Here is a 24,240-nt window from a genome sequence, read left to right as displayed (position 1 = left end):
CCCTGAAAACCCCGCCAAACCTTGAACCCGTGGCGGCCATGCGGCCACAGCGCGGGAAATGCCACTAGAACTCAGGGGCTGAAGGGAGAACCCTTTTTACAAAGGATTCTCCCCATTTCTCCAGATGGTTAGCCTTAACCTACCCTACTTGGGCATGGCCTCCAACACCTTTTCGGGACGGGCGGGCAGATGACGCACGCGCGCGCCGCAGGCATTGTAGATGGCGTTGATGATGGCCGGATGCGGCGCGGTAAGGGGCATTTCGCCCACGCCGGAAGCGCCGAAGGGGCCAGCCTTGCGGGGGGTCTGCACATAGACAATTTCCATGTCATCGGGAATCATCTTGATGGTGGGCACGCCCGCGCCAGCAAGGGTGCTGTGCTTCTTGAGGTCTTCGTAGTCTTCGGTGAGGGCAAGGCCCACGCCCTGCGCCATGCCGCCGTAGATCTGGCCGTCAACCACCAGCTTGTTGCACAGGGTACCGATATCGGCCACGCACACAAGCTTTTCAACCGTGGTCTTGCCGGTGGCCACTTCCACGGCCACTTCGGCCAGGAACAGGCCGTACATGTAGCAGGCAAAAGGTTCGCCCTGACCCTTGAGGTCGCAGTCCTTGGCCGGGGCAGACCACTTGCCGTCGTAGTGAACGGGGCGGCCTTCTGCCTTCATTTCGTCAAAGGTAAAGAAGCCGCCGCTGGGCTTGCGCATGCCTTCAATCAGCATTTCGCAGGCCACGCGGGTGGCGTTGCCGGTAACCACCTGCGAACGCGAGCCGCCAGCAGGCCCGGAATTGGGGGTCTTGCTGGTGTCGTTCATGACCAGATGGATGTTTTCGGGCGTAATGCCCAGGGGGCGCAGGGCTTCGTGGGCGGTGCCTAGCGTGCCGGAATCAGCACCCTGGCCGTGGTCTTCCCACGAGTTGCCGACGGTCACGCTGCCGTCGGGGTTCAGCTCGGCCCAGGCTTCGGAAGTATCCGGCCCGTCAAGGCCAGCGCCGTATACGCCAAGAGCAATACCCACGCCGCGCTTTACTTCGGCGGTGGACTTGGCCTTGACGGTCTTTTTGGCTTCTTCGTAGTAAGGACGCATTTTTTCAAACATTTCGGGCAGGCTCATGACTTCAGGAACCTGGCCCGAGGGGTTGGTGTCGCCCTCGCGGTAGCAGTTCAGCGCACGGATTTCAAAGGGATCCATGCCGAGCTTTTCGGCCAGTTCGTCCATGAGCACTTCGGAGGGGAATTCCGTTTCAGGCGCGCCGTAACCACGGAAGGCCGCGCCCCAGCAGTGGTTGGTGGCAACGGTACGGCCCTTGCCGCGAATGTTGGCAATGCCATAACCCGCGCCAATGTACTGCGCGCCGCGCAGGGTGAGCAGATCGCCGAATTCGGAATAGGGGCCGTGGTCAACGCTCCAGTCCGTTTCCATGGCAAGAATCTTGCCCTGCTTGTTGGCGGCGTAGCGCACCGTGGTCCAGAAGGGCGAGCGCTTGCCGGTGTAGTTCTGCTGCTGCTCGTAGTTGTAGCGCAGGTGGCAGGGGCGGCCAGTGGCCATAACGGCCACGCCCACCAGGGCTTCCATGGTGGGGCTGAACTTGTAGCCAAAGGTACCGCCGGTGGTGTTCTGCACCACAACCAGATCCTTGGGGAATTCCAGGCCAAGGCCGGGAGCGATCATCAGCGCGTGCAGATGGATGGCTACGGACTTGGAGTGGATGACCACCTGACCCTTGTCGTTGATATAGCCATAGCCCACATCGGGTTCGATGGGCAGATGGGGCTGACGCTGGGTGTAGTAGCTGCCTTCGGCAACCACGTTGGCAGGATCGTTGAAGAAGGGAGCGGTATCCGCGCCTTTTTCTTCCAGCTGCTCGTAGTAGATGTTGGGGGTGCCGGGGTGGATTTCGATGGCGTCCGGGGCCATGGCTTCGGGGGCGCTCATGTATTCGGGCAGCAGCTCAAGGTCAAACTTGACCTTTTCAGCCGCCGCGCGGGCATTGCATTCCGAATCGGCGCACACGATGGCAAGCGCGTCACCGTACTGGAAAATCTTGGTATCGTTAAGAATGGGCCGTTCCCAGCCATCACCCTTGTTGGTGGGGAAGGTGATAAGACCGGTAATGCGGTTTCTGCCCTTCACATCCTTGTGGGTGAGCACCTTGTACACACCGGGCATTTTTTCGGCTTCAGAGGTGTCGATGCCTTTGATAAGCGCATGCGATACCTTGGCCTGGGCAATGGCCAGGTGCAGGGTGTTGTCGGGCAGGCGGTGCGCCGCGTCCGCGCCAAATTCGGCAGTGCCCGTAACCTTGGCTACGGCAGAGGGACGGGGCATGGTGGAACCCCAGATGCGGCCATCGGCGGGCATCTTGAAGGTCACGTCGTCCAGCGATTTTTCGCCGCGCATAAGGGCGGCAGCGTCCATAACGGCATCGACCAGGGGCTTGTAGCCCGTGCAACGGCACACGTTGTGGTTTTTCTGGAACCAGTCGCGCACGTCTTCGCGGCTGGGATTGGGATTGGAATCAAGCAGAGCCTTTGCCGAAACGATAAAACCGGGGGTGCAGAAACCGCACTGCGCCGCACCGTGGTATATCCACGAGTGCTGGAGAGGATGCAGATTGGCGGGAGTACCCACGCCCTCAAGGGTGGTAACGGCGGCGTTTTCAGCCACACGGTTCATTTTTACCACGCAGGCACGCACCACTTTGCCGTCAAGAATAACAGAGCAGGCGCCACACTGTCCTTTGCCGCAGCCGACCTTGACGCTGGTAAGCTGCAACTGATCACGCAGCACGTCCACCAGCATATCTTCAGGTTTTACCAGCAAACGCCGGGGGATACCGTTAATCACAAGGGTCTTTGTTTCCATGCGCGACTCCTTTAAATGATGAACAAAGGTATATGCCTGCGCGGAAAATCCGCGCCGGGTATCAGTTTTTTCGCCTCCCTACTTGCCAAATGGGCAGATGGGGTAACGGCACTCATCGCACTGCGAGCAAAAGCCGCCGTGCCCCAATGCCGCTACATCCGCCGCCTCTACCTCAATGCCTGCCAAAAGGCGCGGCACAATCAGATCAAAGATGCTGGCCTTGTGGTACATGACACAGCCCGGCAGCCCCAAAACAGGAACCCGCCCCGCCGCACCCTGGGCATAGGCCAAAAGAAACATGGCCCCCGGATAGACCGGCGCACCGTAGCTTGCCACCTCTGCCCCGGAAGCGCGGATGGCTGTGGGTGTGCGGTCGTCGGGGTCTACAGACATGCCGCCTGTTACCACAATAAGATCAGCACCTTGCTCTAAAAAATCCCTGATTGCCCCGGCAGTCATGGGTACTTCGTCACTGGTGAGGGTTTGCCCCACCACAGTGCTGCCGAGGGTTGCAAACTTTTTTCGCAACACAGGGCCAAAGGCATCCTGTATGCGGCCATAAAAAACCTCGCTGCCGGTGGTGACCACGCCAACCTTGGCACGGCGCAGCGGCAGCACTTCAATAACCGGCCTGTTTACAAATGATTCGAGCTGCCGCAGTTTTTCGTCTTCAATCATCAGCGGCACAACACGGGCCCCGGCAACCGGGCGGCCCTTGGTGACATGCTGCATGGTGTGGACGGTTGCGACAGAGATTTCGCCAAGGCTGTTGATGCGGTTGAGCACAGGCACATCAATACGCAGCAGCCCATCGCAGGCGGCCAGCAGATCGATGCGCCCCTCCTTGGGGTCGGTGTGCGCAAGGTTGGCTCCGGCAACGGCAGAGATGATCCGCGCTGCGGCGTCGTTTTCGTGCACCATGCCAGGCAGGGATTCAAAAACATAAAGATGCTCTTTTCCTACCTGCAACAGCACCTCAACATCTTCTTCCCGCACAACATGGCCCTTGCGAAAAACTGGTCCTTTGCTTTCCCCTGGCACAATTCTGGTGATGTCGTGGCACAAAATACTGCCCACGGCGTCATGCACACGGATGGTTCTCATTGCCAATTTGGACATGACCTCTCCCGAAGCTGACTTCTAGATTGTGCATAAAATAGCACCCTCGCAATAAATTGCAAAATAAAATTCACTATTTATTAATTGTGCTCTTGCTAACTTGTTGAGTTGTCATACCATCAGCAGAGAAATTCCTCTTTTTTACAAAAAGCGTGATTATTGGAACGGCGCGCTCCAGCTGCACAGGCAGGCAACATTGACAGCACGCCCAATCTTTGCGAGAGGGAAAGAAAACGCCGCCGCTGTTCCATATGACTTCGGCAGCATCATGAGGAATGCCATGCAAACGCTTTCTGCACATTTTCCACTGGGGCAGGCCCGGCTTGCACTTTCCGGTCTGGCGCTTTTTGCGGCCCTGCTGCTCGGCGGGTGCGGCTTTGGCGGCTCGCCCGCCCAGCCAGAAACGCCCCCCGGCCCGGTTACGGGTTTCATGATCGCATCCAACGTGGGTGAAACCGCCACCGTTGACGACCCGGACTTTGGCAAGGGTGTGCGTGTGAGCCTTGATGAGCTTTTTACTTCGGCCAAGGGTGAAGACTGCAAACGGGGAACCGTGCTTGCGGGCCAGCGCGAAGCAGAGGTGATTGTTATTTGCCGCGACACCACGGGGCGCTGGAACATGGCCCCCAGGGTTTGGGGCCAGGGTCTTTCGCAATAGAGCTTTCACTGGTGCAGCAGTAGAGGACTACGCGGGCAAAAAAACGGCCACGCGAGTATTGCCTCTGGCTAATCCGGGCAAATATGATTATTTATTGAAGCGCACGGCGGCTACCATGCCCGTGCGCTTCACTTGTTACGGTTGCAGGCCCTGCAACGCCGCCAGCATGCTCTGGCGGTGCGTTAAGCCGACCGCTCCCCACGCAGAGCGGCATTGCAGGGCTGGACACGGAACCCAAGGGCACCTGCCTGTTTGTGGAACCACCTCTGGGGGCCATGCAAGCCCGAACCCATTGCATCATTACTGCCATGTCGCACAGAACAATTTTTGCTTTTCTGCTGGTTTTTCTGGCCTTGTCGTGCTCTGCCAAGGCCGAGGACGCGCCGCAACCCTATGCAGCCAACCTGTTTCAGGGCAATTTTTCGCAAAGCAAGGAAGCGGCCAAGGAGGCCAAGGATTCCTCTATCATCGCGCCGGGCGACCGCGTTGTGCTGCGCCTCTGGGGCGGAGACCTCAAGGTCGACAGCACCCTGATTGTGGCTGCCGACGGGCACCTGGACGTGCCGGAGGTGGGGGCCATACCCGTGGCTGGCCTTGGCTACGACAAGCTGACCGAAGCCCTGCGCAGCAAACTGGCCGCCAACGGCCACGCAGACGCGCAGATTTACGCAGCCCCCCTTGATGCCAGGCCCGTAGCCATTTTTGTGACCGGCGGCGTGGCCAGACCGGGACGCTACACCGGCACGCCGGGCGACCCCCTGCTGAGCTTTCTTGACAAGGCAGGCGGCCTCGACCCCGTGCGCGGCAGCTACCGCGATATTCGCCTCATGCGCGACGGAAAGGCCGTAGCCAACCTTGACCTGTACCCCTTTGCCCGCAAGGGCGTGCTGCCCGCCGTGCGCGTGCAGGAAGGTGACACCCTTGTTGTGGGCGACAAGGGCCCCACGGTGGCGGCCATCGGCGCGGTGCGCACCCCGGCCAAGTTTGAATTTCCCAAGGGCAAATCTTCGGGCTCTGCGCTGATCGACCTGGCCGAACCGCAAAACAAGGCCTCGCACATCGCCCTTACCGGCACGCGCAACGGTGCGCCCTACAGCACCTATCTGCCGCTCAAAGAGCTGCGCAACCTCATGCTGGAAGACGGCGACCAGGTGCAGTTTATTGCCGATGCACCAGGCAACACCATGATGATCGAGGTGCAGGGCGCGGTGCGCGGTGCTTCGCGCTTTCCCGTGCGGCGCGGCGCACGCTTGCAGGAAGTGAAGAACTTTATTGCGGTGGAACCTGGCCGGGCCAATCTGCAAGCCATGTACATCAAGCGCAAGAGCGTTGCCGCCCGCCAGAAAAAGGCCATTGCCGATTCGCTGCGTAGGCTGGAGGAAACAGCCCTCACGGCTTCGTCGGCCAGCTCGGACGAAGCGGCTATCCGCGCCAAGGAGGCCGAAATGGTCTCTAAATTTGTGGAACGCGCCAAAACAGTGGAACCCGAGGGTGTTGTGGTGCTCGACGGCGGGCCGGACAAGGCCGATCTTTCGCTGGAAGACGGCGACATCATTGTTATCCCGCCCAAGAGCGACGTTGTGCTTGTGAGCGGCGAGGTCATGATGCCCCAGGCCATGCTGTGGGGTAAAAAGAAGGATGTGGACGACTACATCAAGGGCGCTGGCGGCTATACCAACCGTGCAGACCACGACAAGGTTCTGGTGCTGCACCAGAACGGCTCTGTATCGCAAAACGGCGACAACATACTGCCCGGCGATCAGGTTATGGTTTTGCCCAAGGTGGAATCCAAAAACATGCAGGCCGTCAAGGACATTACCCAGGTTATCATGCAGGTGGTGGTTTCGGCCCGTTTGCTGCTTGGCATGCCATCGCTGTAAAGCCTGCGTGGCAATAGTTGCGGCTTGCAATACAGACATATAAACACCCTGCCAGCCAGCGCTGCCGTTGCCAAAAGGTAACAATGCGTAAAAACTGGTTGTTTTAACGCGTGGCGTGAGTGTGAACAACTTCAGGCTGCCATGCACGCAGACTTTGGCAATACTCTCAAGGGGGCTTCGGCCCCCTTTTTCATTTTACGCGTAAAATGTGCAATCGTGCGGTTGCGTCACAACCGCAATTTAAGATATGTGTATGGCAGATATGGCACATCTGCATGAGGAGCACATGGAACGCGCGCTGGAAACTTCCCCCCTGTTTTCGGGCATGTCTGGTCACGAGGCCAGCCTGTGCCTTGCATGCAGTGGTGCTTTTGAAGAACAGCACGGCAAGGGGTCGCTTGTTTTTGCAGAATCTGACCCGCCAGAAAGGCTCTATGTGCTGCTGGAAGGCACGGTCAACGTGTGCCGGGAATCGGCTGAGGGCCGACGCGCCGTTATGGCGCGCGTAGACGCACCCGGCGACCTTTTTGGCGAGGTACACGTGTTTTTGGGCCGCCCCAGCTACGGGTGCAGTGTGCTGGCCGAAACCCCGGTGCGCGTGCTGGGCATACCCGCCCGTTTCTTTTACGCCACCTGCGAAAAGGCCTGTTCTGTACACTCGCGCATGATACGCAACATGCTGGGTATTTTTGCGCACAAGGCCTTTTTTCTGACCCGCCGTGTATCGCTGCTTTCATCTGGCAGCCTGCGGCGCAAGGTTGCGGCCCTGCTGCTTGAGCACCGCCGGCCAGACGGCAGTGTTTCGCTTGCCATGAACCGTGAGCAGATGGCCGATTTTTTGGGTGTCACCCGCCCATCCCTCTCACGCGAGCTTGCCTCCATGCGCGATGAAGGCCTGCTGCAAATTGAAGGGCGCGGCATACGCGTGCCCGATCCCGCCTCTCTGAATTATCTGTGCGAGTACTTTCCGGCCTGACATGTTTATTTTTAATAAATATAGCAGTTTGAAATAAGTGCTTTCCGCCTTCGCCTTCTGAAGAAAAAATATTTTCATTTTTTTGCGCATCCGTAACAATTGGTACGGAACCATTGTCCCAGCTTTGATAGAACGAAATCGTCAACACAAGGAGGGCCTCATGGAACGCATTCTCAAGAACCTTGAATTCGCCACAGCGCTGCCCCTGGCCGCGCAGGTTGAATGCCAACCCGGCCAGATCGCCAGCAAGACACTTATCCAAAACGCCTCTGTGGGCATTACCCTGTTTGCCTTTGACGCCAACGAAGAAATCAGCGCCCATACCTCCACGGGCGATGCCATGGTGCTCGTTCTCGAAGGCAGCGCACAGGTTACCATCAGCGGCCAGTCACATACGGTCAAGGCGGGCGAGGTTATCATCATGCCTGCTGGTCAGCCGCACGCAGTACGCGCACAAGAGCGCTTCAAGATGCTGCTTACCGTTGTTTTTACCCCCAAGGCCGCCGCGTAGGCGGATCATCGCACAGCCTCCGCCTTGCGGAGCGTAAGGAGACTTTTCATGAGCAACGCCATGTTCTGCTACCAGTGCCAGGAAACCGTAGGCAACAAGGGCTGCACCCAAATGGGCGTGTGCGGCAAAAAGCCTGAAACCGCCGCCCTTCAGGACGTGCTGGTATATGTTACCAAGGGCCTTGCGCAGGTTGCCACCAAGGCGCGCGCCAAAGGAAAGACCGTGGGTCACGACGTTGACCGCATGGTTGTGGCCAATCTTTTTTGCACCATCACCAATGCCAACTTTGACGATGACATGCTTGCCGAGCGTGTTCGCAATACCTGTGCCGCCAAGAAGGCCCTGATCGCCGAACTCGGTTCGACTGAAGGTCTCGCCGACGCCGCCACCTGGGAAGCAGCCGACAAGGAAGCTATGCTCGCCAAGGCCGCCACCGTGGGCGTGCTTGCCACTAGCGACGACGACGTGCGCTCGCTGCGCTGGCTCATCACCTTTGGCCTCAAGGGCATGGCCGCCTATGCCAAGCACGCCGACGTGCTGGGCAAGCATGACCCCGAAGTGGACGGATTCCTTCAGGAAGCCCTTGCCAAGACCCTGGACGACAGCCTCAGTGTGGCCGACCTCGTGGGCCTGACCCTCGAAACCGGCAACAAGGGCGTGAGCGTCATGGCACTTCTCGACGCCGCCAATACCAGCACCTACGGCAATCCAGAAATCACCAAGGTCAACATTGGCGTGGGTACCAACCCCGGCATCCTGATTTCTGGCCACGATCTGCGCGACTTGCAGATGCTGCTTGAGCAGACCGAAGGCACGGGCGTTGACGTGTACACCCACTCTGAAATGCTGCCCGCCCATTACTACCCCGCCTTCAAGAAATTCAGCCACTTCAAGGGTAACTACGGCAATGCATGGTGGAAGCAGAAGGAAGAATTTGACACCTTCAACGGCCCCATCCTGCTGACCACCAACTGCCTTGTGCCGCCCAAGGAGAGCTACAAGGACCGCGTGTACACCACTGGCGTTGTGGGCTTCCCCGGTTGCAAGCATATTCCCGGTGAAATCGGCGAGCACAAGGATTTTTCGGCCATCATTGCCCATGCCAAAACTTGCCCCGCGCCCACCGAAATCGAGACCGGTGAAATTGTGGGCGGCTTTGCGCACAATCAGGTGCTGGCGCTGGCCGACAAGGTTATTGACGCCGTGAAGTCTGGTGCCATCAAAAAGTTTGTGGTCATGGCCGGTTGCGATGGCCGCGCCAAGGGCCGCTCGTACTACACCGAGTTTGCCGAAGGCCTGCCCAAGGATACCGTTATTCTCACCGCCGGTTGCGCCAAGTACCGCTACAACAAGCTGGCCCTGGGCGACATTGGCGGCATCCCCCGCGTGCTCGACGCCGGTCAGTGCAACGACTCGTACTCCCTGGCCGTGGTTGCCCTCAAGCTCAAGGAAGTGTTTGGTCTGTCCGACATCAACGATCTGCCCATCGTGTACAACATTGCCTGGTACGAACAGAAGGCCGTTATCGTGCTGCTGGCCCTGCTGGCCCTGGGTGTGAAGAACATTCACCTTGGCCCCACGCTGCCCGCCTTCCTTTCGCCCAATGTGGCCAAGGTGCTGGTGGAACAGTTTGGCATCGGCGGCATCACCAATCCCCAGGACGACCTCAAGGCCTTCTTTGGCTAAAGCAGAGAGCTGACAGGCACGGAAACAATCCGTGGAGAAGTGAAGAGGCGTGCCCCCTGCGGGGCACGCCTCATTTTTTGCGGTACTGTATGGGGGTGCAATAGGGGTGGGCAGAAGACCGGAAAAAATTAAAAAAAGCACGCCGCACGCAGAATTGGGGATAATTATTTCAGTCTGGCTATGGTCCGCACCCGCAAATGGCGGCAAACGTTGCAACGGGTCTACACGTGACTACACGGAACTGTAGGCTGAAAACTGCGGCTGTGGGCCGGATGTTGAACCCCGGCACGGAAGACGGTGCAGCAAACGCGCTGCCGCTGCCTGTTCCAATGAAGAGGCCAAGACATACACAAGCGAGGGGTCACTATCCGCACGCAAAATGGGCTGTGCAGAACCCGCTCTGCGGAATCGGGCGCGGGCAGGTTTGTTTGCGGGGCAGCTATGAGGAATCACCCAAGCATGCAGTACTGGCCCTTGGCCACAAATACTTGCCCAGAACAACAAAGAAAAGGGGGAACCCGAAGGCTCCCCCTTTAATAAACCAGGCCAGAATACTCTTAGAAGGAGTACACGAAGCTCAGGTTGACGTTCCAAGGATCGCGCTGCTGATCGCTACGACCGTTCATGCGGCTGTTACCCCACACGGAGCGGGACTTGTCAAGCCAGGTGGCGATGTAGGCGGCGTCCAGCATGACAGTGAAGTTGTCATACATCTTGTAGGTGTTGGTCAAGCCAACTTCCATGGCGGTGTCGTTGGTGGTCAGGTACAGGGGATCCATACCGACAGTACCGAAGCTGTTGGGGCCCTGCAGGTTCGTACCGGCACCGGCAACGTAACGGCTGCCACCCTGGAAGTAACGAGCCATGGAGGTGCTGTTGGTGCCGCCCATGACGTTCAAGCGCAGGGTGTGCTTCAGGTTTTCGAGGAAGCTCATGTCCTTCAAGCGGGCGCCGATACCCCAGGTGCCGGCCATGGTTTCGCTGATCATGGCTTCACGGGCGATGTAGGGGTTGCCGGTGAAGGCAAAGTTGGAGAAGTCGTTGTTGCCGTTGGCGTGCAGCGAAGGCAGACGCTCGGAACCGTTGGCCGGATTGCTGTCGTCGCCAGAGCCGTACCAGAAGTACAAGCCGGGCACAGCCCAGTCAAGCTTGTATTCGAACAGCAAAGAACCCAGGTAGCCAGCGCGGTTCAGGTGGCTGTTGTCATAAGAAGCGGAACCGTAGTTGAAATCCCAAGCGATGCGGAAGGGATCAAACGCGGTCACTTCGCCGGTCAGGCCAGCCCACACGGCATTGCCGTAGCCGGTCAGACGCTTGGCGGCAGAAGTGCCGTCCTTGTGCAGGGCGCCGCCCACGGGCAGCATGCCAGAGCGAATCCAGGTGCCAGCATTGCCAACGTTGGCGTTGGCATTGCCAAAGTAGTTGTTGCCATTGCGGAAGGCGTTGGGGCCCATGGCGCCGTACATCATCCAGGGGGTGACTTTCACGCCGTCAAAGGTCATGGGCACCAGCAGGGCAAACAGGTCTACATTGTCCATGTAGTTGGAGCGGCCGCCGTTGGGATCGGTGTAGTTGTCGTTGTAAGTACGGGCCCACAGGGCGGTCACGCCAACGGTTTCGTTGAACTGGTAGGAGGCGGTGATGCCAGCCACGTCGTCTTCAAGAATGGCGCTGGACTTGGTGGTGAAGCTGGGCAGAGCCATGCCCTGAATACCCATGCGGATCTTCAGGTCGGTCTGGGGAACGATCCAGTCAAGGTAAGCATTCTTCACTTCCACGACCTGGCCGTCAGCGCCAAGGGCACCGCCAGCGCCGTTAGCGCCACGGCCCCAGGTGGTGTCGCCCATTTCGAAGAACACGGTGCCGGACAGGGCTTCAGAAGCCACGGCGTCCAACTGCAAGCGCACGCGCTGCTTGGCTTCGAACTGGTCTTCATTGTTGTAGTTCTGGGTGCGGCGAGCACCGTCAAAGCCGGTGTTGCCAGCGCCGCCGGTGAAGCCACCGTTAGCGCCGTAGTCAAAGCTCATGATCCACTGGCCCTTGGCCTTGAAGTCGATGGCGCTGGCGCCCGTGGCAACGCCGAACACCAAGCCGGCCGCCAACAGAAGAGTAGCGATCTTTTTCATGGTTATCCTTCCTTTCTTTTGCCCCGCTTGGGACTATGGTTTCGTATAAACGCCTGTGGAGCGGTTTCCCGCTTCGGTGCAAATATATGGAAGGGCCAAACACATTGCAAGCCCTATCGTGCAAAAATTTTTACCAAATTCGCCCTTTATGGGGCCATAAATATGTATATGCTTACATTATAGCATGTTAAAAAAACTTTAGACCTAAAAAAAAATTTCGGCCCGATCCATTTAAAAGGGCCATTTTCCATGCGCGCGCCCAAAACACCGCGTTAATGGCGCACAATGTGCCGGGGCATGGCTGGTTAAAATTTTTTTCATGCCCTTGTCTGCCATTTTTTTGACCGGTCAGGCAGGGTTGCACGATGCAGTGAGCAGGTTCATATATAAAAGTGGGCAAGCGCCCCTCTCGCAGAGCGCGTGCCCACCAGGGCAATTTAGCTACCGTCCTGCAGCCGGGCCGGGTTCAGAATAGCCGGGTTCAGGCCTGATCCTGCCCATCCGCAGGAAACCACAGGGGTTTCAAAAAGTGCAGGCGGCAGATTTCGCCCTGCTGCGGGCCACGGGCGTAACGGCCCTTCTGCACCCGCACGCTCTGCTCGCCCACCCGAACCTGATAATCAAGCTGCTCACCAAGAAAGGTACGCCGCTCTACCACACCGGGCACGCCCCCCTCGTCAACAAAATCAATTTCGTTGGGCCGACTTGCAATAATGCCCCGGCCTGCATTTATAATGTGCGTGTCCGGCGCGCACCCGGCGGGAAACTCTGCGGTCACGCCTTGCAGCTGCATGTGGGTTGCCGTAACCGCCATTTCCGTAAAGTTTGAAAGACCAATAAAGCTGAATACAAAACGGTTTGCGGGCCGCGTGTAGACCTCAAGCGGCGAGGCCACCTGTTGCACCACGCCGTTTTTCATCACCAGTATGCGGTCAGAGAGCGCCATGGCTTCTGACTGGTCGTGGGTGACATACATGATGGAAAAACCGTAAATCTTTTGCAGCTCCTTGATTTCAAAGCGCATTTCTTCACGCAGATGAGGGTCGAGGCTGGAGAGCGGTTCGTCCAGCAGCATGACGGAAGGGTTGATAGCCAGTGCCCTGGCCAGCGCCACCCGCTGCTTGCCGCCGCCCGAAAGGTCTGCCGGACTTTTTTGCGCCACATCCAGCAGATTGGTGTGTTGCAGGGCCTCGGTGGTGCGCTTGTGCAGTTCAGCCGCGCCCACTTTTTTGACGCGCAGGGGAAAGGCCACATTTTCGTACACACTCATGTGCGGCCACACGGCAAAAGCCTGAAAAACCATGCCGAAATCGCGCTTTTCTGGCGGCAGATAATACTTTTTGCTGCTGGACGAAAGCAGCTTGCCGTTTACGCTGATCTCGCCTTCGTCCAGGTCTTCAAAGCCCGCCACCATGCGCAGGGTTGTGGTTTTGCCGCAGCCCGAAGGCCCGAGCATGGAAAAGCACTCGCCGTCGCCAATTTCGAGGTTCAGCGAAGAAACAGCCTTAACCTTGCCAAAATACTTGGTAACATTGCTCAGTGAAATGGACATGATCAGGCCTGCCTGGACTTGGCAAAGTGGTTGATGATGCTCTGGCCGGTCACAATAAGAATAAGCGCAATGCCTGCCAGCGCTGCCGAGGTCACGGTTTCGCCGTCTTCATTGAGGGTGTAGATGGCAACACCGATGGTGCGGCTTGTTGTGCCGTACAGCATGACAGAGACAGTCAGTTCGCGCAGGGCGGGCAAAAAGATGAGAAAAAACGCCGCCACCATGCCGGGCCGCACCAGGGGCAACACAACATCGCGCAGGGCCTGCCACATGCTTGCGCCGCAGGCGCGGGCTGCCTCCACCAGCGAATCGTGTACCTGCTCAAGCGCTGCCGAGTTGGCCTTGAGCGAAAAGGCCATGTAGCGCGCAATGTAGGCGATAAGGATAATCCATATGGTATTGTAAAGATTAACCCCAAAGCGGCCGCTCCAGGCCAGTATCACGCCCAGGGCAATGACCGAACCGGGCACGGAAAAAGGCAGCATGCCCAAAAATTCCAGTATGCCCTTGCCCCGCACCCGCATCTTTACGATGACGTAGGAGATCATCACGCCCGCAAACATGGTTATGGTGGCCGCAGCCAGCCCAAGGCCTATGCTGTTCTTGATGGCCTGCTGGGTCTGATCCCACTCGAAAAGCACGTACTTGTAGTTGTCGAGCGAGAGATTTTCCCAGGTAATGGGCACGCCGTAGGTTTTGAGCCCGCCCACAAGAAAAATCGTCACCGTGGGCAGCACAATGGTAATGGCGATGTACAGCAGGCAAAAGACAAACCGCGGCGTGCGCAGGCCGCGCAACTTGAGCTCCATAGGGCGAAAGCTCTTGCCGCCAATGATCTGGTATTTTCCAGAGCCCAGCACTTTGCGTTGCAGCCAGATAATCAGCGCCGCCGTAACCACCAGCACCGAGGCCAGCACTGTGCCGGTGCGGATGGAGGCAAAACTGCCCGCGCTCTCGTGGATGCGTTCGTAAATGAGCGTGGGTATATTATAGATACCCACCTCAATGCCAAGCACCGCCACCGTGCCAAAATGCGCCATGGAGTACAGCATGATGAGCAGCGCGCCCGATAGAATGCTGGGCAGCACCAGCGGCAGGGTTATCTTGCGGGTAATGGTGAACAGCCCCGCGCCAGAGATGCGTGCTGATTCCTCAAGCGTGGGATCCATGCGCTCCAGCGCGCCGCACACCTGAATGAACACAAAGGGGAACAGATACATGGTTTCGATGCAAATGATGCCCGCGTATGAAAAAATATTGAACAGGGCGTCTTCCGCCCCGGTCATATCGCGCCAGAGCCGGTTGATATAGCCCGCGCGCGGCGAGAGCAGCATTTTCCAGGCCAGCGCGCCGATAAACGAGGGCAGCATGAAGGGCACAAGAAACATGCTCTTCATAAAACCCTTGTAGGGAATATCGGTGCGGGTCACCAGCCATGCAAAAAAAGTCCCCACGGCTGTGGCGCACAGGGTTACGCCGCTGGCGATGAACAGCGAGTTCATCAGCGCCTGATAGGTTTCACCTTCGCTGAGGGTTTTTACCAGATCGGCGGCGTTAAACTGCCCGTTGACAAAAAAAGCGTTGAAAAAGATCAGCGCCACCGGCACAACAACCACAATTACAAGAATGGCAATGGATAAAAGCAGAATAACCTCTGCCACTCCCCACGAACGCTGCTGTTTGACTGCTTGCATACCTGACCGCCAAATTTGAAATAAACCTGTGCCCGCCGCCCTGCCAGGCGACAAAATTCATGCTGCGCCAGCCGGTGCAACCCAGCTGCAAAAACCGCCTAGCTGAACCAGTGCGCATTGCGCAGATTGAGAACGCACGCGTCGCCCTCGGCCAGCAGCAGATTGCGGGCCAGAGCCTCGTGGGTATCCACGGCGGTGCGCACATGCTGGCCGCAAACATCCAGCTGATAATCGGTAAAGGCCCCCAAAAAACTGGCACGGCGCACGGTCGCCCGCAGGCCCTCGCCATCCCGGCTCAGTTCCACATCCGAGGGGCGAAAGCCCACACGCACCTCGCCTGCAAATCCGGCCTGCGGCTCAAGAGGGAAGGGGCAGCCCTCAAGGCTTGCGCGGCCGCCCTGCACCTGCACCCGCAAAAAATTGCTCATGCCCAGAAAGGAAAAAACAAATTCGTCCGCAGGGGCAGAAAACAGTTCTTCCGGTGTGCCCACCTGACGGATGGCCCCCTGCTCGTCCAGCAGGGCCATGCGGTCTGAGATGGCCAGGGCTATTTCCTGATCGTGGGTGACGTAGAGGATGGTGACGCCCAGATTCTTTTGCAGTGCCTTGATTTCAAAGCGCATTTCTTCACGCAGATTGGCATCGAGGTTATTCAGTGGTTCGTCCAGCAGCAACAGGCTGGGTTGGGCCACCAGCGCACGGGCAAGCGCCACGCGCTGCTGCTGCCCGCCAGAAAGCTGCGAGGGCAGGCGGTCTTCCATGCCGGTGAGGTTCACGTCGTCAATACTCTTCTGCACCAGTGCCGCAGCCTCGGCAGGGTCGCGCCGGGCGATCTTGAGCGGATAGCCCACGTTCTGCCGCACGGTCATGTGCGGCCACACGGCATAATCCTGAAAAACAACGCCAAGGCTGCGCTGTTCTGGCGGCAGGGCCGTGCCGCTCTGTGCGTCGGCCACCACCTCGCTGCCAATGCTCATGCGCCCCGCATCAAGGGTTTCAAAACCGGCCATGATGCGCAGCAGCACGGTTTTGCCGCAGCCCGAAGGCCCAATGAGGGTAAAGCACTCGCCGTCGCGCACTGTGAGCGACAAATCCTTGAGCACCGTATGGTCGCCAAAGGACTTTGATATGTTTTCGATAAGTATTTCCGCCATAAAATTCCCTGCCTGCACTGTGCGCGTGGCACGGCGGCATATGCCGCAAGCCGCCATGCCCGCGCAACACTAAAGTAAGACCGCCCCCGGTGCGAATACACCGCGAGGATAAAAAACACAGCATCGCAACCCTGTTGCGGCTATTTCGACATCATTATGTCTGTAAACTTTTTAACAGTGGATTCTTTTGCGCTCAAAATATGCTGGTAATCAATCTTGATGCCCCGTTCAAAGGCCTGCTCGCTGGTGGGCAAACCAAATTCCGCCGGGGGCACAATGCCCTTGCGCACGGGCAGGGTTCCCTGGCTGGCCAGAATCTTCTGCCCTTCCTCAGACAGCAAAAAATCCACAAATTTCTTGGCCGCGTCCAGGTTGGGCGTGCCCTTGAAAATGGCCGCAGGGCTGGGGATAACCAGCATTTCTGGCGGGTAGACCAGGGCGAGATCTGCGCCCTTTTTGATTTTGTCGTTCACAATATAGTCCACGCCAATGCAGGCCAACAGGTCGCCCGAAGCCGTATCGTCGATGACCTGCCCAGAGCCCTTGCCCATGCGCGCACCGTTTTTATGAATATTTTCAATATATTCCCAGCCAAACTTGTCCACCAGCAACTGAATGCTCATGTACGAGGTGCCGGAAAGGGCCGGGTTGGCTATGCCAAAGGCCTTTTTGAATTCGGGCTTCATCATGTCGCTCCACTGGGTGGGAGCTTCCTTGACGTGACGCTTGTTGTAGGCAATGCCCAGCGTGCCCAGACGGATGGCGGTAAACGAACCGTCAAAATCGGGGAAAGGATTGATGACCGCCTTGAGCTCTGGCGATTCGTATTTTTCCAGAATGCCCTCTGTCTTCATGTTGAAGAAATCCGGCACTTCGCTTGTCCAGATGATGTCGGCCATGATCTTGCCCGACTGGCGCTCGGTGGCGATCTTTGCCATAAGCTTGCCCGCCCCGGCAGACTGATAGTCCATGGCGATATCGGGATATTTTTTAACAAAGGCCTCTTTGAGCGAACCAATGATCGATTCTTTCATGGAGGTGTAGACCACCAGTTTTTCGGCGGCAAAAGCCGAAAAAGCCGATGCTGCCAAAAAAATGGCCGCAAAAAGAAGACTGGCAATACGTTTCATCTGTCAATCGCTCCGTTTGAAGGTGCTCATAAAATACTGTCACAATCCGGCGCGCTGCCACATGCTGCCGGAATTTTTCTTAAAGGTAGCGAATGCCCGCCACGAATACAATGCGTTTTTGTTCCACACGCACCACTGCCAGTCCTGCACCGGTCACGGGGCCTGCGGCACTGTTTCGCATCATCGATATGCGTGATACGGTGCATCATCTGCCGTCGCAGCAAGCGCCCGGCACGGGTCTGCCGCATGCAGACCCCACACACAAACCAGGAGATTGTCATGACCACGGTTTTCGGAACACTGGACCATGTGCTTCTGATGGCCCCCGGCCCCAGCCCGGTTGCGCCCAATGTGCTAGAAGCCATGAGCCTGCCCACTCTGGGGCATCTTGATCCTGACTGCATCAAGGTGATGGACGCATTGCAGGAACAGCTGCGTGCCGTGTGCAAAACGACCAACGCCGTCACATTTCCCATTTCCGGCACAGGTTCTGCCGGCATGGAAGCCTGCTTTGTCAATCTGGTTGAGCCGGGCGACAATGTGCTTATTGTCAACAATGGCCTGTTTTGCTCACGCATGGTCGAGGTTGCCTCGCGCCTGGGCGCGCAGGTAGACACGGTGGAATGCCCCTGGGGCGCTCCCATTTCCGTGGATGCTGTAAAAAAACAGCTTGAGCAGAAAAAGTACAAGATTCTTGCTGTGGTACACGCCGAAACATCCACCGGTGTCAACAACCCGGTGGGCGAACTTGGCGCACTGGTAAAAAACAGTGACACTCTGTATCTGGTGGACAGCGTTGCCGGTCTGGGCGGCGTGGATGTGCGCGTGGACGAATGGGGCATCGACGCTTTTTACAGCGGTTCGCAAAAATGCCTCTCAACGCCTCCCGGTCTTGCACCATCCTCTTTTTCAGAGGCAGCCATGGATGCCATGGCCCGCCGTAAAACCAAGGTTCCCAACTGGTACCTGGATGTTGCCCTTATTCGCAAATACTGGGAGGGCACACCCCGCACCTACCACCATACCGCGCCCATCAACATGTACTATGGCCTGCATCAGGCCCTGGACAACATGCTGACTGAAGGCCTTGAGGCATCCTTTGGCCGCCATCAGGCCATGCACGAACGCCTCAAGCTGGGCATGGGCAAGCTTGGATTTACCCCCTACGTCACCGAAGGGGCCGCCCCGCAGGTCAACCTGTTTGTGCCGCCCGCTGGCGTTGATGCCAACGCCCTGCGTGGTCGCCTGCGCACCGAACATAAAATTGAAGTGGCTGGCGGCCTTGGTGCGCTGGCCGGAAAGGTTCTGCGCGTTGGGGTTATGGGCGAAGGAGCCCGCGAAGAGCCCATTGACCGTCTTGTGGCGGCTGTGGCCGCCTGCCTGTAACCAGCCTGTCTGAAACAAGCCCCCTGGCCACAGCCTGCCTTTCAGGCACGGCCGGGCCGGGGGGCTGAATCATCCCCGCCTGTTTGCCCGGTTTGAACATCTCTTTGCGCATTCTGGCCTGCCAGCAGATTTTGCCCACAGCGCAGCCACCACATGCAAAATCACGCGGTTATCTCTCCACCATCAAAGGCGTTTGACTTTCTTCCGTCCAAACCCCTATATTGAGTATGGCAAAGCTGCATGAGGCGTAGATTTTCTGCCAATTCCGGCATTCTGTTGGGCTGCGGCTCCAACCGGCAACCTCTCACAACAGCTTGCAGCGCCGCCCCCGCCAAAAGGGCCGAGGATTCTGTCAGATGCAGTCATTTCGGCTACCTTTCTTTCTGACCATACTCATGCTCTGCTGCCTTGCCGTGGCCGAGCCGCCTGCTGTGGCAACCAGCAGCGCAACACACGAGACGCGCCAGCAGACTGAAACGGGAAACAACTCACCCTTCAATACCCAGGCAGAGCTGCCGGTCTACCCGCCCGACGACCCCACCACACTTGCGGCCCGCACCAGCAAGCGCATAGACTCTGCCGTACACGACCATCCCATGCGCTTTATGGGGGCCATAAGTATTTTGTTTGTGCTGCTTGTGGTGCTTCTGCTGGTTTGCCTTGGCAACAAGTGCAGCCGCATCTGCCGCATGGAGGAGCAGTTGAACAAGGATGAGCTTACGGGCCTGCCCAACATGGAAAAGCTCAAATCCTTATGCGCGGGCCTGCTGACCACCCAGGTCACAGCAGACTACATGCTGCTTTCTGGTGATATCTGCCAGTTCAAGACCATCAACGACCAGTTTGGATTTGGCATGGGTGACAGGCTGTTACAGGCCTATGCTTCCATTTTGCAGCGCAATGTACTGCCAGAGGAATGCTGCGCCCGTATTTCTTCAGACCTTTTTGTATTGCTGCTGCGCTTTGAAAGCTGGGAGCAGCTTGCGGCGCGCATACGCGAAATGGATAACGAGCTGGACGAGTGGCGAAAGAAGCAGGCGCTGCCGTACACGGTGCGCACCGTATACGGGGCCTATCATGTGCCCAAGGCGCAGCAGTATGATGTGCAGCTCATGCTGGATATGGCCAACTATGCCCGGCTTGAAGCCAAGCGCTCGTCTGGTATTCCCATGGTGCTTTACAACGAACGCATGCGGCAAGAGGCCCTGCTCTGCCAGGAGCTTAACGGCAAGCTGGATGAAGCGCTGAACAGTGGAGAGATAGAGGTATGGCATCAGGCCAAGGTGGATATGCGCACCGGAACCATTGTGGGCAGCGAGGCGCTTGTACGCTGGAACCATCCCCAGCGTGGCCTGCTGCTGCCGGGCAGCTTTATTCCCCTTTTTGAACGCAACGGCCTGGTAACGGGCATCGACTTTTATGTGTTCGAGCAGACCTGCCGCAGCCTGCGCAGCTGGAAAGTGCGCAACCTTCCGCTGCACCCGGTATCCTGCAATTTTTCGCGCCTGCATTTTGAGCGGCCCAACTTTACGCAGCGGCTGGCCGACATTGCCGACCGCCACGGCGTCCCCCGGCATCTGCTGGAAATAGAGATCACCGAAAGCGCCATCATGAACAACCCTGATGCCGTTTGGGTGCAGATTGTGCAGCTGAAAGAAATGGGCTTTAAAACCGCCATCGACGATTTTGGCGCGGGCTACTCATCGCTGGGCATTGCGCAAATGCTCGACACCGACTGCCTCAAGATCGACCGCAGCTTTATCCAGCGCGATCTGCCGGGCATACGCGCGCAGATTGTGCTGGGCAATATTATTCGCCTGGCAGACGACCTGGGCATGAATGTTATTTGCGAGGGTGTGGAAACAGCAGAGCAATCTGCCATAATCATGAAACTTGGCTGCTATACGGCGCAGGGATTTTTTTACGCCAAGCCAGAACCAACCCACGATTTTGAAGCGCGGCTGGCCATGCAGGGCATGTAACCCGCCTGCCGCGCCCCAAACACAACCCTGGCAGGGCTCTAGCCTTCACCCCTGCTTTGCATGCTGGCCTCTATCAAATCCATAAAACGGCGGGTCTGCACATCCGCATCATACGAACGCTGCACTGTCTGGCGGGCATTGCGGCGCACATGGCCAAGCTGCGGCGCACGGGCCAGCACGTCGGCCAGTGTATGCGCCATTTTTTCGGGATCCCAAAAATCGCACAAAAATCCGTTTACGCCGTCCTGCACCACCTCGCGCACTGGTGCGGTGTCTGAAGCGACCACCAGGGTTCCGCACGCCATGGCTTCCAGCAAGCCGGTGGAAAAAACGTGTGGCGCAGCCAGATACACGTGCGCGGTCGAATGCTGCAACATGGCCCGGTATTCTTTGAGCGAGCGCGCCCCAAGCAGATGCACCCGGGAGCGGAAGCTCTGGTCTATGCCCAGAATATCAACAGCCCGCCGCATGGCCTTGCCAGTATCTGTACACTCTGCCGGTGCGGGGCTGCTGCCGTTTTTTTGCCCGGTCTGGGCAATATCAAGCCATGCCAGCACCACAAGGCAGTTGGGACGCAGTTCAAGCAGGCGCGGCAGGCACTGGCGAAACTGGTCAAACCCGCGCGCCGGGTCGTGCATTGGGCCGCAAAATGTTATCATCTCGTGGCTGGCGCACCCCCAGGGGTCGGCGCACGCGGCTGCTGCGTCGTCCTCCTTTTTCTCCTCACCCGGCACAAAAAAACGCGTGTTGATGCCGCTGGGCACAACCTTTACTTCGCGCTGCAAGGCTGGGGGGTACTGCGCCCGCTGCCACAACGAGGTGGTCACGGCCAGATGGCATTCGCCCAGCGCATTGTATTCCCACAGATTGCTCACGCGCAACGGGGCAAAGTCTGCCGGCGGCCTTGGGGTTCCCCTGGTAAAAAAGCAGTGGCTTTCGCCATTGTTGTAAAACCAGTCGCCCAGAGCCACAATAAAGGCCTTGGGAAAGATATCGCGCACATAAAAACTGTCGCCCATGCTTGCTGCGCCGCAGATCAGGTCTGGCGCAAAGCCGTTTCTGCGCAAAGAAAGCAGGGCATTGCCTGCGCGCGCGGCACGCCGCAGGCGCATGACAGATTCTTTTTCTGCCGGGTCGTCGCCCTCGTACTGAATGGGCGGGGCCAGTCGCAACCGCCGTACACCAGGAATGGCCAGTTTTTGGCCTGTTTCTGCAAGAAACAGCACCGTATTCTTGGGGTTTGCACCAAAAGCCTGGGCAATGGACCGAAAGCGGCCGGGGAAAACTGAATTCAGAAAAAGAATGCGCATAGATCCCCCTCGCCCCTTAGGCGCTGCTTGGCTGCTGATCGGCGAGCAATTGCGCCATAAAGGCCTTGCCCGATTCTGTACCCAAATACACCCGCAATGCGTCTACTACCGAAATATCGTACTTGGGCGGCGTTTCGGCAAGAATATCCAAAGCGTTGTCTGTATCGTGCGCCTCGCGGTACGACCTTGGCCGTATAAGGGCGCAAAAAGTATTGGCCACGGCCAGAATGCGGGCATGCCCACAAATGGCCCCGTTGCTAAGACCAACAGGATACCCGCTGCCGTCCAGGCGCTCGTACATCTGGGTGATGGCCTCAAGCACGGGCAGGCCAAAATCAATGTCTGCCAGCGCCTCGCGCGCAAATTCCACATGCTTTTTCAGCAGTGCCCTTTCTGCCACCGACAGGGCTCCTGTCTTGGTAAGCAGCTCCTTGGGCAGCTGGATCATCCCCACATGCGAAAGGTTTGCCGCAGTGCGCAGGGTGGCCAGGGTTTCGGCATCGTTGTGGCCAAGGCCGCAGGCCAGTGCAACCGCCAGCTGGGCCGTAAAGGCCGACTGCCCCCGCAGATAGGTATCCACGGCCTCAATGGCCCGCACAAAGGCATTGACCGTCTGGGCCACCATCTGCTGCGAACGCTGCTGGGTCAGCGCGATTTCCGTCATGTCGCTGTAAACGGAAACCATGCCCGAAAGGCGGCCATTTTCATCCCGAAACGGCGTACACGATGTAAGGAAATAATGCAGCTTGCCCTCGACCAGCAGGGCCTCGGCAAAACTGAAGGGCTCACCCGACCGGTGTACGGCAAGGGTGTGCGTAACAAGGCTGTGCGCCAGCTCCATATTCAGTTCGGAATATTGCCGCCCGCGCAGCGTGGCGGCCTCCAGGCCGCACAACCGGGCAAAGCTCTGATTGGCGTAGTGGATGATACCGTTCAGATCGTTGAGCACAATGCCAGCCGACAGGGCAGAATTTACACCGTCCATGATCTGCTTTTGCTGGTTGACCACCAGATAGAGCCTGTGCATCTGCTCTGCAACGGCACGCTCATTGCGGCTCACAAGGCTCCACCACAAGGCGGCAAGCATCACGCCAGCAAGAATAAGCATGATTACCGACGCAACCATGACATTCTGACGAATATCCGCAAACTTTTCGTCAATGCGGCTCACGGGCAGGGCTTGCTCCACAAGCCAGGGCAGATTGGGCACTGGCAGAGCTAGCCCGTACACCTCCTGGGCATCCGTGGGCAAACTGGGATCAATGCGGGTGCCCAGCGGCAGCTTTCCGTTGCTGAGGCTCCAGCCGGGCAGTTCCACCACCCCAGAGGGCTCGGAGGGCGCGATGCGTTGCAGCCCAGTATCAACAGCCTGCAAAATATAGGTATTATATTGGCTGCTTCCGCTTGATTCACCAGTGGCGGCTGCGGTGACTGGCAGCACACTGTAGGTGGCAAGCAGCAGGGAAACCACCTGATCGCCGGTGGAACTTACATACAGGGGGGCAAAAACGGGAAAGGCCACGTCCATGACCAGCCTGCCGTTTTCGCGGCGTACCGGCATAAGCGCGGGTTGCTTGCTCTCAACAACGCTCTTGAGATAGGGAATGAGCTCTTCGGCAATCTGCTGCTGGCCCTCTGGGGCCAAGTATATCTGCAAATCTGTGTTGACAAGACACACGCCGCTGAAATTATTTTTTTCTGCAAACTCACGCAGATACCCAACCATCATCGGCAGGCGCGGTGCCAGTTTTTTTAATTGCCCCTGGCTGCCCAAGGCATTGCCGCCCACTGGGGGCACAAAGCTGTCGGCAAAATCGTTGCCCCGATCCTGGCTCAGTTGCAGCAGATCCTGGGCAGGCACCTCCGCACTGCTCACCTCTGCCGCAAAAAGGCGCAGCATGTCTTGCGACACAAAAACGTTTACCTGACCGGCAAGAGTGCCAGACCACACCGTGAGCAGGGCCACCTTGCCAGATGCCTGCGAATTCATTTCCTGCCCCATTTCGCGCAGCATGTGCGCGCGCGAATCTTGCAGGTACCAGCGGGCAAACAGAAAAATAAGACAGGCTGCCAGCACAAACAGTGCCGACATGGTCACTGCGGCCTTGCGGTTGCGCTGGGTCACGCCTGGAAGAGTCAGGTCTTGGGGTGCCATATATATCGTTCCTTGGTCGGGCAGCGGTCGGCCACACCGGCGGTTGCCACCAC

General features: G+C 57.9%; 16 protein-coding genes. 7 read left to right on the top strand and 9 right to left on the bottom strand.

All coding sequences use genetic code 11. The features are described from left to right. Window positions 1-144 precede the first annotated feature (144 nt). Window positions 145-2,868, bottom strand: a complete 2,724-nt coding sequence (locus tag ACE3NW_RS03855) for a molybdopterin-dependent aldehyde oxidoreductase (protein WP_374280555.1) — start codon at window positions 2,866-2,868, stop codon at window positions 145-147. Window positions 2,869-2,946: 78 nt separating this feature from the next. Further along, on the bottom strand, window positions 2,947-3,972 hold the full coding sequence (locus tag ACE3NW_RS03850; RefSeq protein WP_374280807.1) for a molybdopterin-binding protein: 1,026 nt from the start codon (window positions 3,970-3,972) through the stop codon (window positions 2,947-2,949). A gap of 295 nt (window positions 3,973-4,267) precedes the next feature. Between ACE3NW_RS03850 and ACE3NW_RS03845 the strand changes: the two genes are divergently transcribed. From ACE3NW_RS03845 to hcp, 5 genes are all read left to right on the top strand, one after another. Then, window positions 4,268-4,645 (top strand): DVU3141 family protein, encoded by a 378-nt coding sequence (locus ACE3NW_RS03845; RefSeq protein ID WP_374280553.1) that lies wholly within the window; start codon window positions 4,268-4,270, stop codon window positions 4,643-4,645. Window positions 4,646-4,920: 275 nt separating this feature from the next. Further along, window positions 4,921-6,525, top strand: coding sequence for a polysaccharide biosynthesis/export family protein (locus ACE3NW_RS03840; protein WP_374280551.1), 1,605 nt, complete (start codon window positions 4,921-4,923; stop codon window positions 6,523-6,525). Window positions 6,526-6,778: 253 nt separating this feature from the next. Then, window positions 6,779-7,501, top strand: a complete 723-nt coding sequence (locus tag ACE3NW_RS03835; protein WP_374280549.1) for a Crp/Fnr family transcriptional regulator — start codon at window positions 6,779-6,781, stop codon at window positions 7,499-7,501. A gap of 160 nt (window positions 7,502-7,661) precedes the next feature. After that, complete coding sequence (locus tag ACE3NW_RS03830; RefSeq protein WP_374280547.1) at window positions 7,662-8,012, top strand: cupin domain-containing protein; 351 nt, start codon at window positions 7,662-7,664, stop codon at window positions 8,010-8,012. A 60-nt stretch (window positions 8,013-8,072) separates the two neighbouring features. Beyond that, entirely contained in the window at window positions 8,073-9,698 is a 1,626-nt protein-coding gene (hcp, locus tag ACE3NW_RS03825; RefSeq protein WP_374280805.1) for a hydroxylamine reductase, read from the top strand. 557 nt (window positions 9,699-10,255) lie between these two features. Here the strand turns inward: hcp and ACE3NW_RS03820 are convergent. From ACE3NW_RS03820 to ACE3NW_RS03800, 5 genes are all read right to left on the bottom strand, one after another. After that, window positions 10,256-11,824 (bottom strand): outer membrane homotrimeric porin, encoded by a 1,569-nt coding sequence (locus tag ACE3NW_RS03820; RefSeq protein WP_374280545.1) that lies wholly within the window; start codon window positions 11,822-11,824, stop codon window positions 10,256-10,258. A 481-nt stretch (window positions 11,825-12,305) separates the two neighbouring features. Beyond that, on the bottom strand, window positions 12,306-13,376 hold the full coding sequence (locus ACE3NW_RS03815) for an ABC transporter ATP-binding protein (RefSeq protein WP_374280543.1): 1,071 nt from the start codon (window positions 13,374-13,376) through the stop codon (window positions 12,306-12,308). Window positions 13,377-13,378: 2 nt separating this feature from the next. Continuing rightward, on the bottom strand, window positions 13,379-15,070 hold the full coding sequence (locus ACE3NW_RS03810) for an ABC transporter permease (protein WP_374280541.1): 1,692 nt from the start codon (window positions 15,068-15,070) through the stop codon (window positions 13,379-13,381). 98 nt (window positions 15,071-15,168) lie between these two features. Next, window positions 15,169-16,224: an ABC transporter ATP-binding protein gene (locus ACE3NW_RS03805; RefSeq protein WP_374280539.1), complete on the bottom strand. Its 1,056-nt coding sequence runs from the start codon at window positions 16,222-16,224 to the stop codon at window positions 15,169-15,171. Between the two features lie 140 nt (window positions 16,225-16,364). Further along, window positions 16,365-17,354, bottom strand: a complete 990-nt coding sequence (locus ACE3NW_RS03800) for an ABC transporter substrate-binding protein (protein ID WP_374280537.1) — start codon at window positions 17,352-17,354, stop codon at window positions 16,365-16,367. Between the two features lie 279 nt (window positions 17,355-17,633). Between ACE3NW_RS03800 and ACE3NW_RS03795 the strand changes: the two genes are divergently transcribed. After that, window positions 17,634-18,740 carry an alanine--glyoxylate aminotransferase family protein gene (locus ACE3NW_RS03795; protein WP_374280535.1) on the top strand — a complete coding sequence of 369 codons (1,107 nt, stop codon included), beginning with the start codon at window positions 17,634-17,636 and terminating at the stop codon, window positions 18,738-18,740. Between the two features lie 356 nt (window positions 18,741-19,096). Continuing rightward, window positions 19,097-20,722, top strand: a complete 1,626-nt coding sequence (locus ACE3NW_RS03790) for a putative bifunctional diguanylate cyclase/phosphodiesterase (protein WP_374280533.1) — start codon at window positions 19,097-19,099, stop codon at window positions 20,720-20,722. Between the two features lie 38 nt (window positions 20,723-20,760). Here ACE3NW_RS03790 and ACE3NW_RS03785 read toward each other — a convergent pair whose 3' ends face one another. Further along, entirely contained in the window at window positions 20,761-22,032 is a 1,272-nt protein-coding gene (locus ACE3NW_RS03785; RefSeq protein ID WP_374280531.1) for a glycosyltransferase, read from the bottom strand. Window positions 22,033-22,048: 16 nt separating this feature from the next. Further along, a complete protein-coding gene (locus ACE3NW_RS03780) occupies window positions 22,049-24,187 on the bottom strand; it encodes an HD domain-containing phosphohydrolase (RefSeq protein WP_374280529.1) in 2,139 nt (712 codons plus the stop codon). Window positions 24,188-24,240: the final 53 nt, after the last annotated feature.

Origin of the sequence: Desulfovibrio sp. (assembly GCF_041907885.1) — a bacterium.
Taxonomy (GTDB): Bacteria; Desulfobacterota; Desulfovibrionia; order Desulfovibrionales; family Desulfovibrionaceae; genus Desulfovibrio.
Note: the sequence above shows the minus strand (reverse complement) of the source record. Positions and strands in the feature narration are given on the sequence as shown.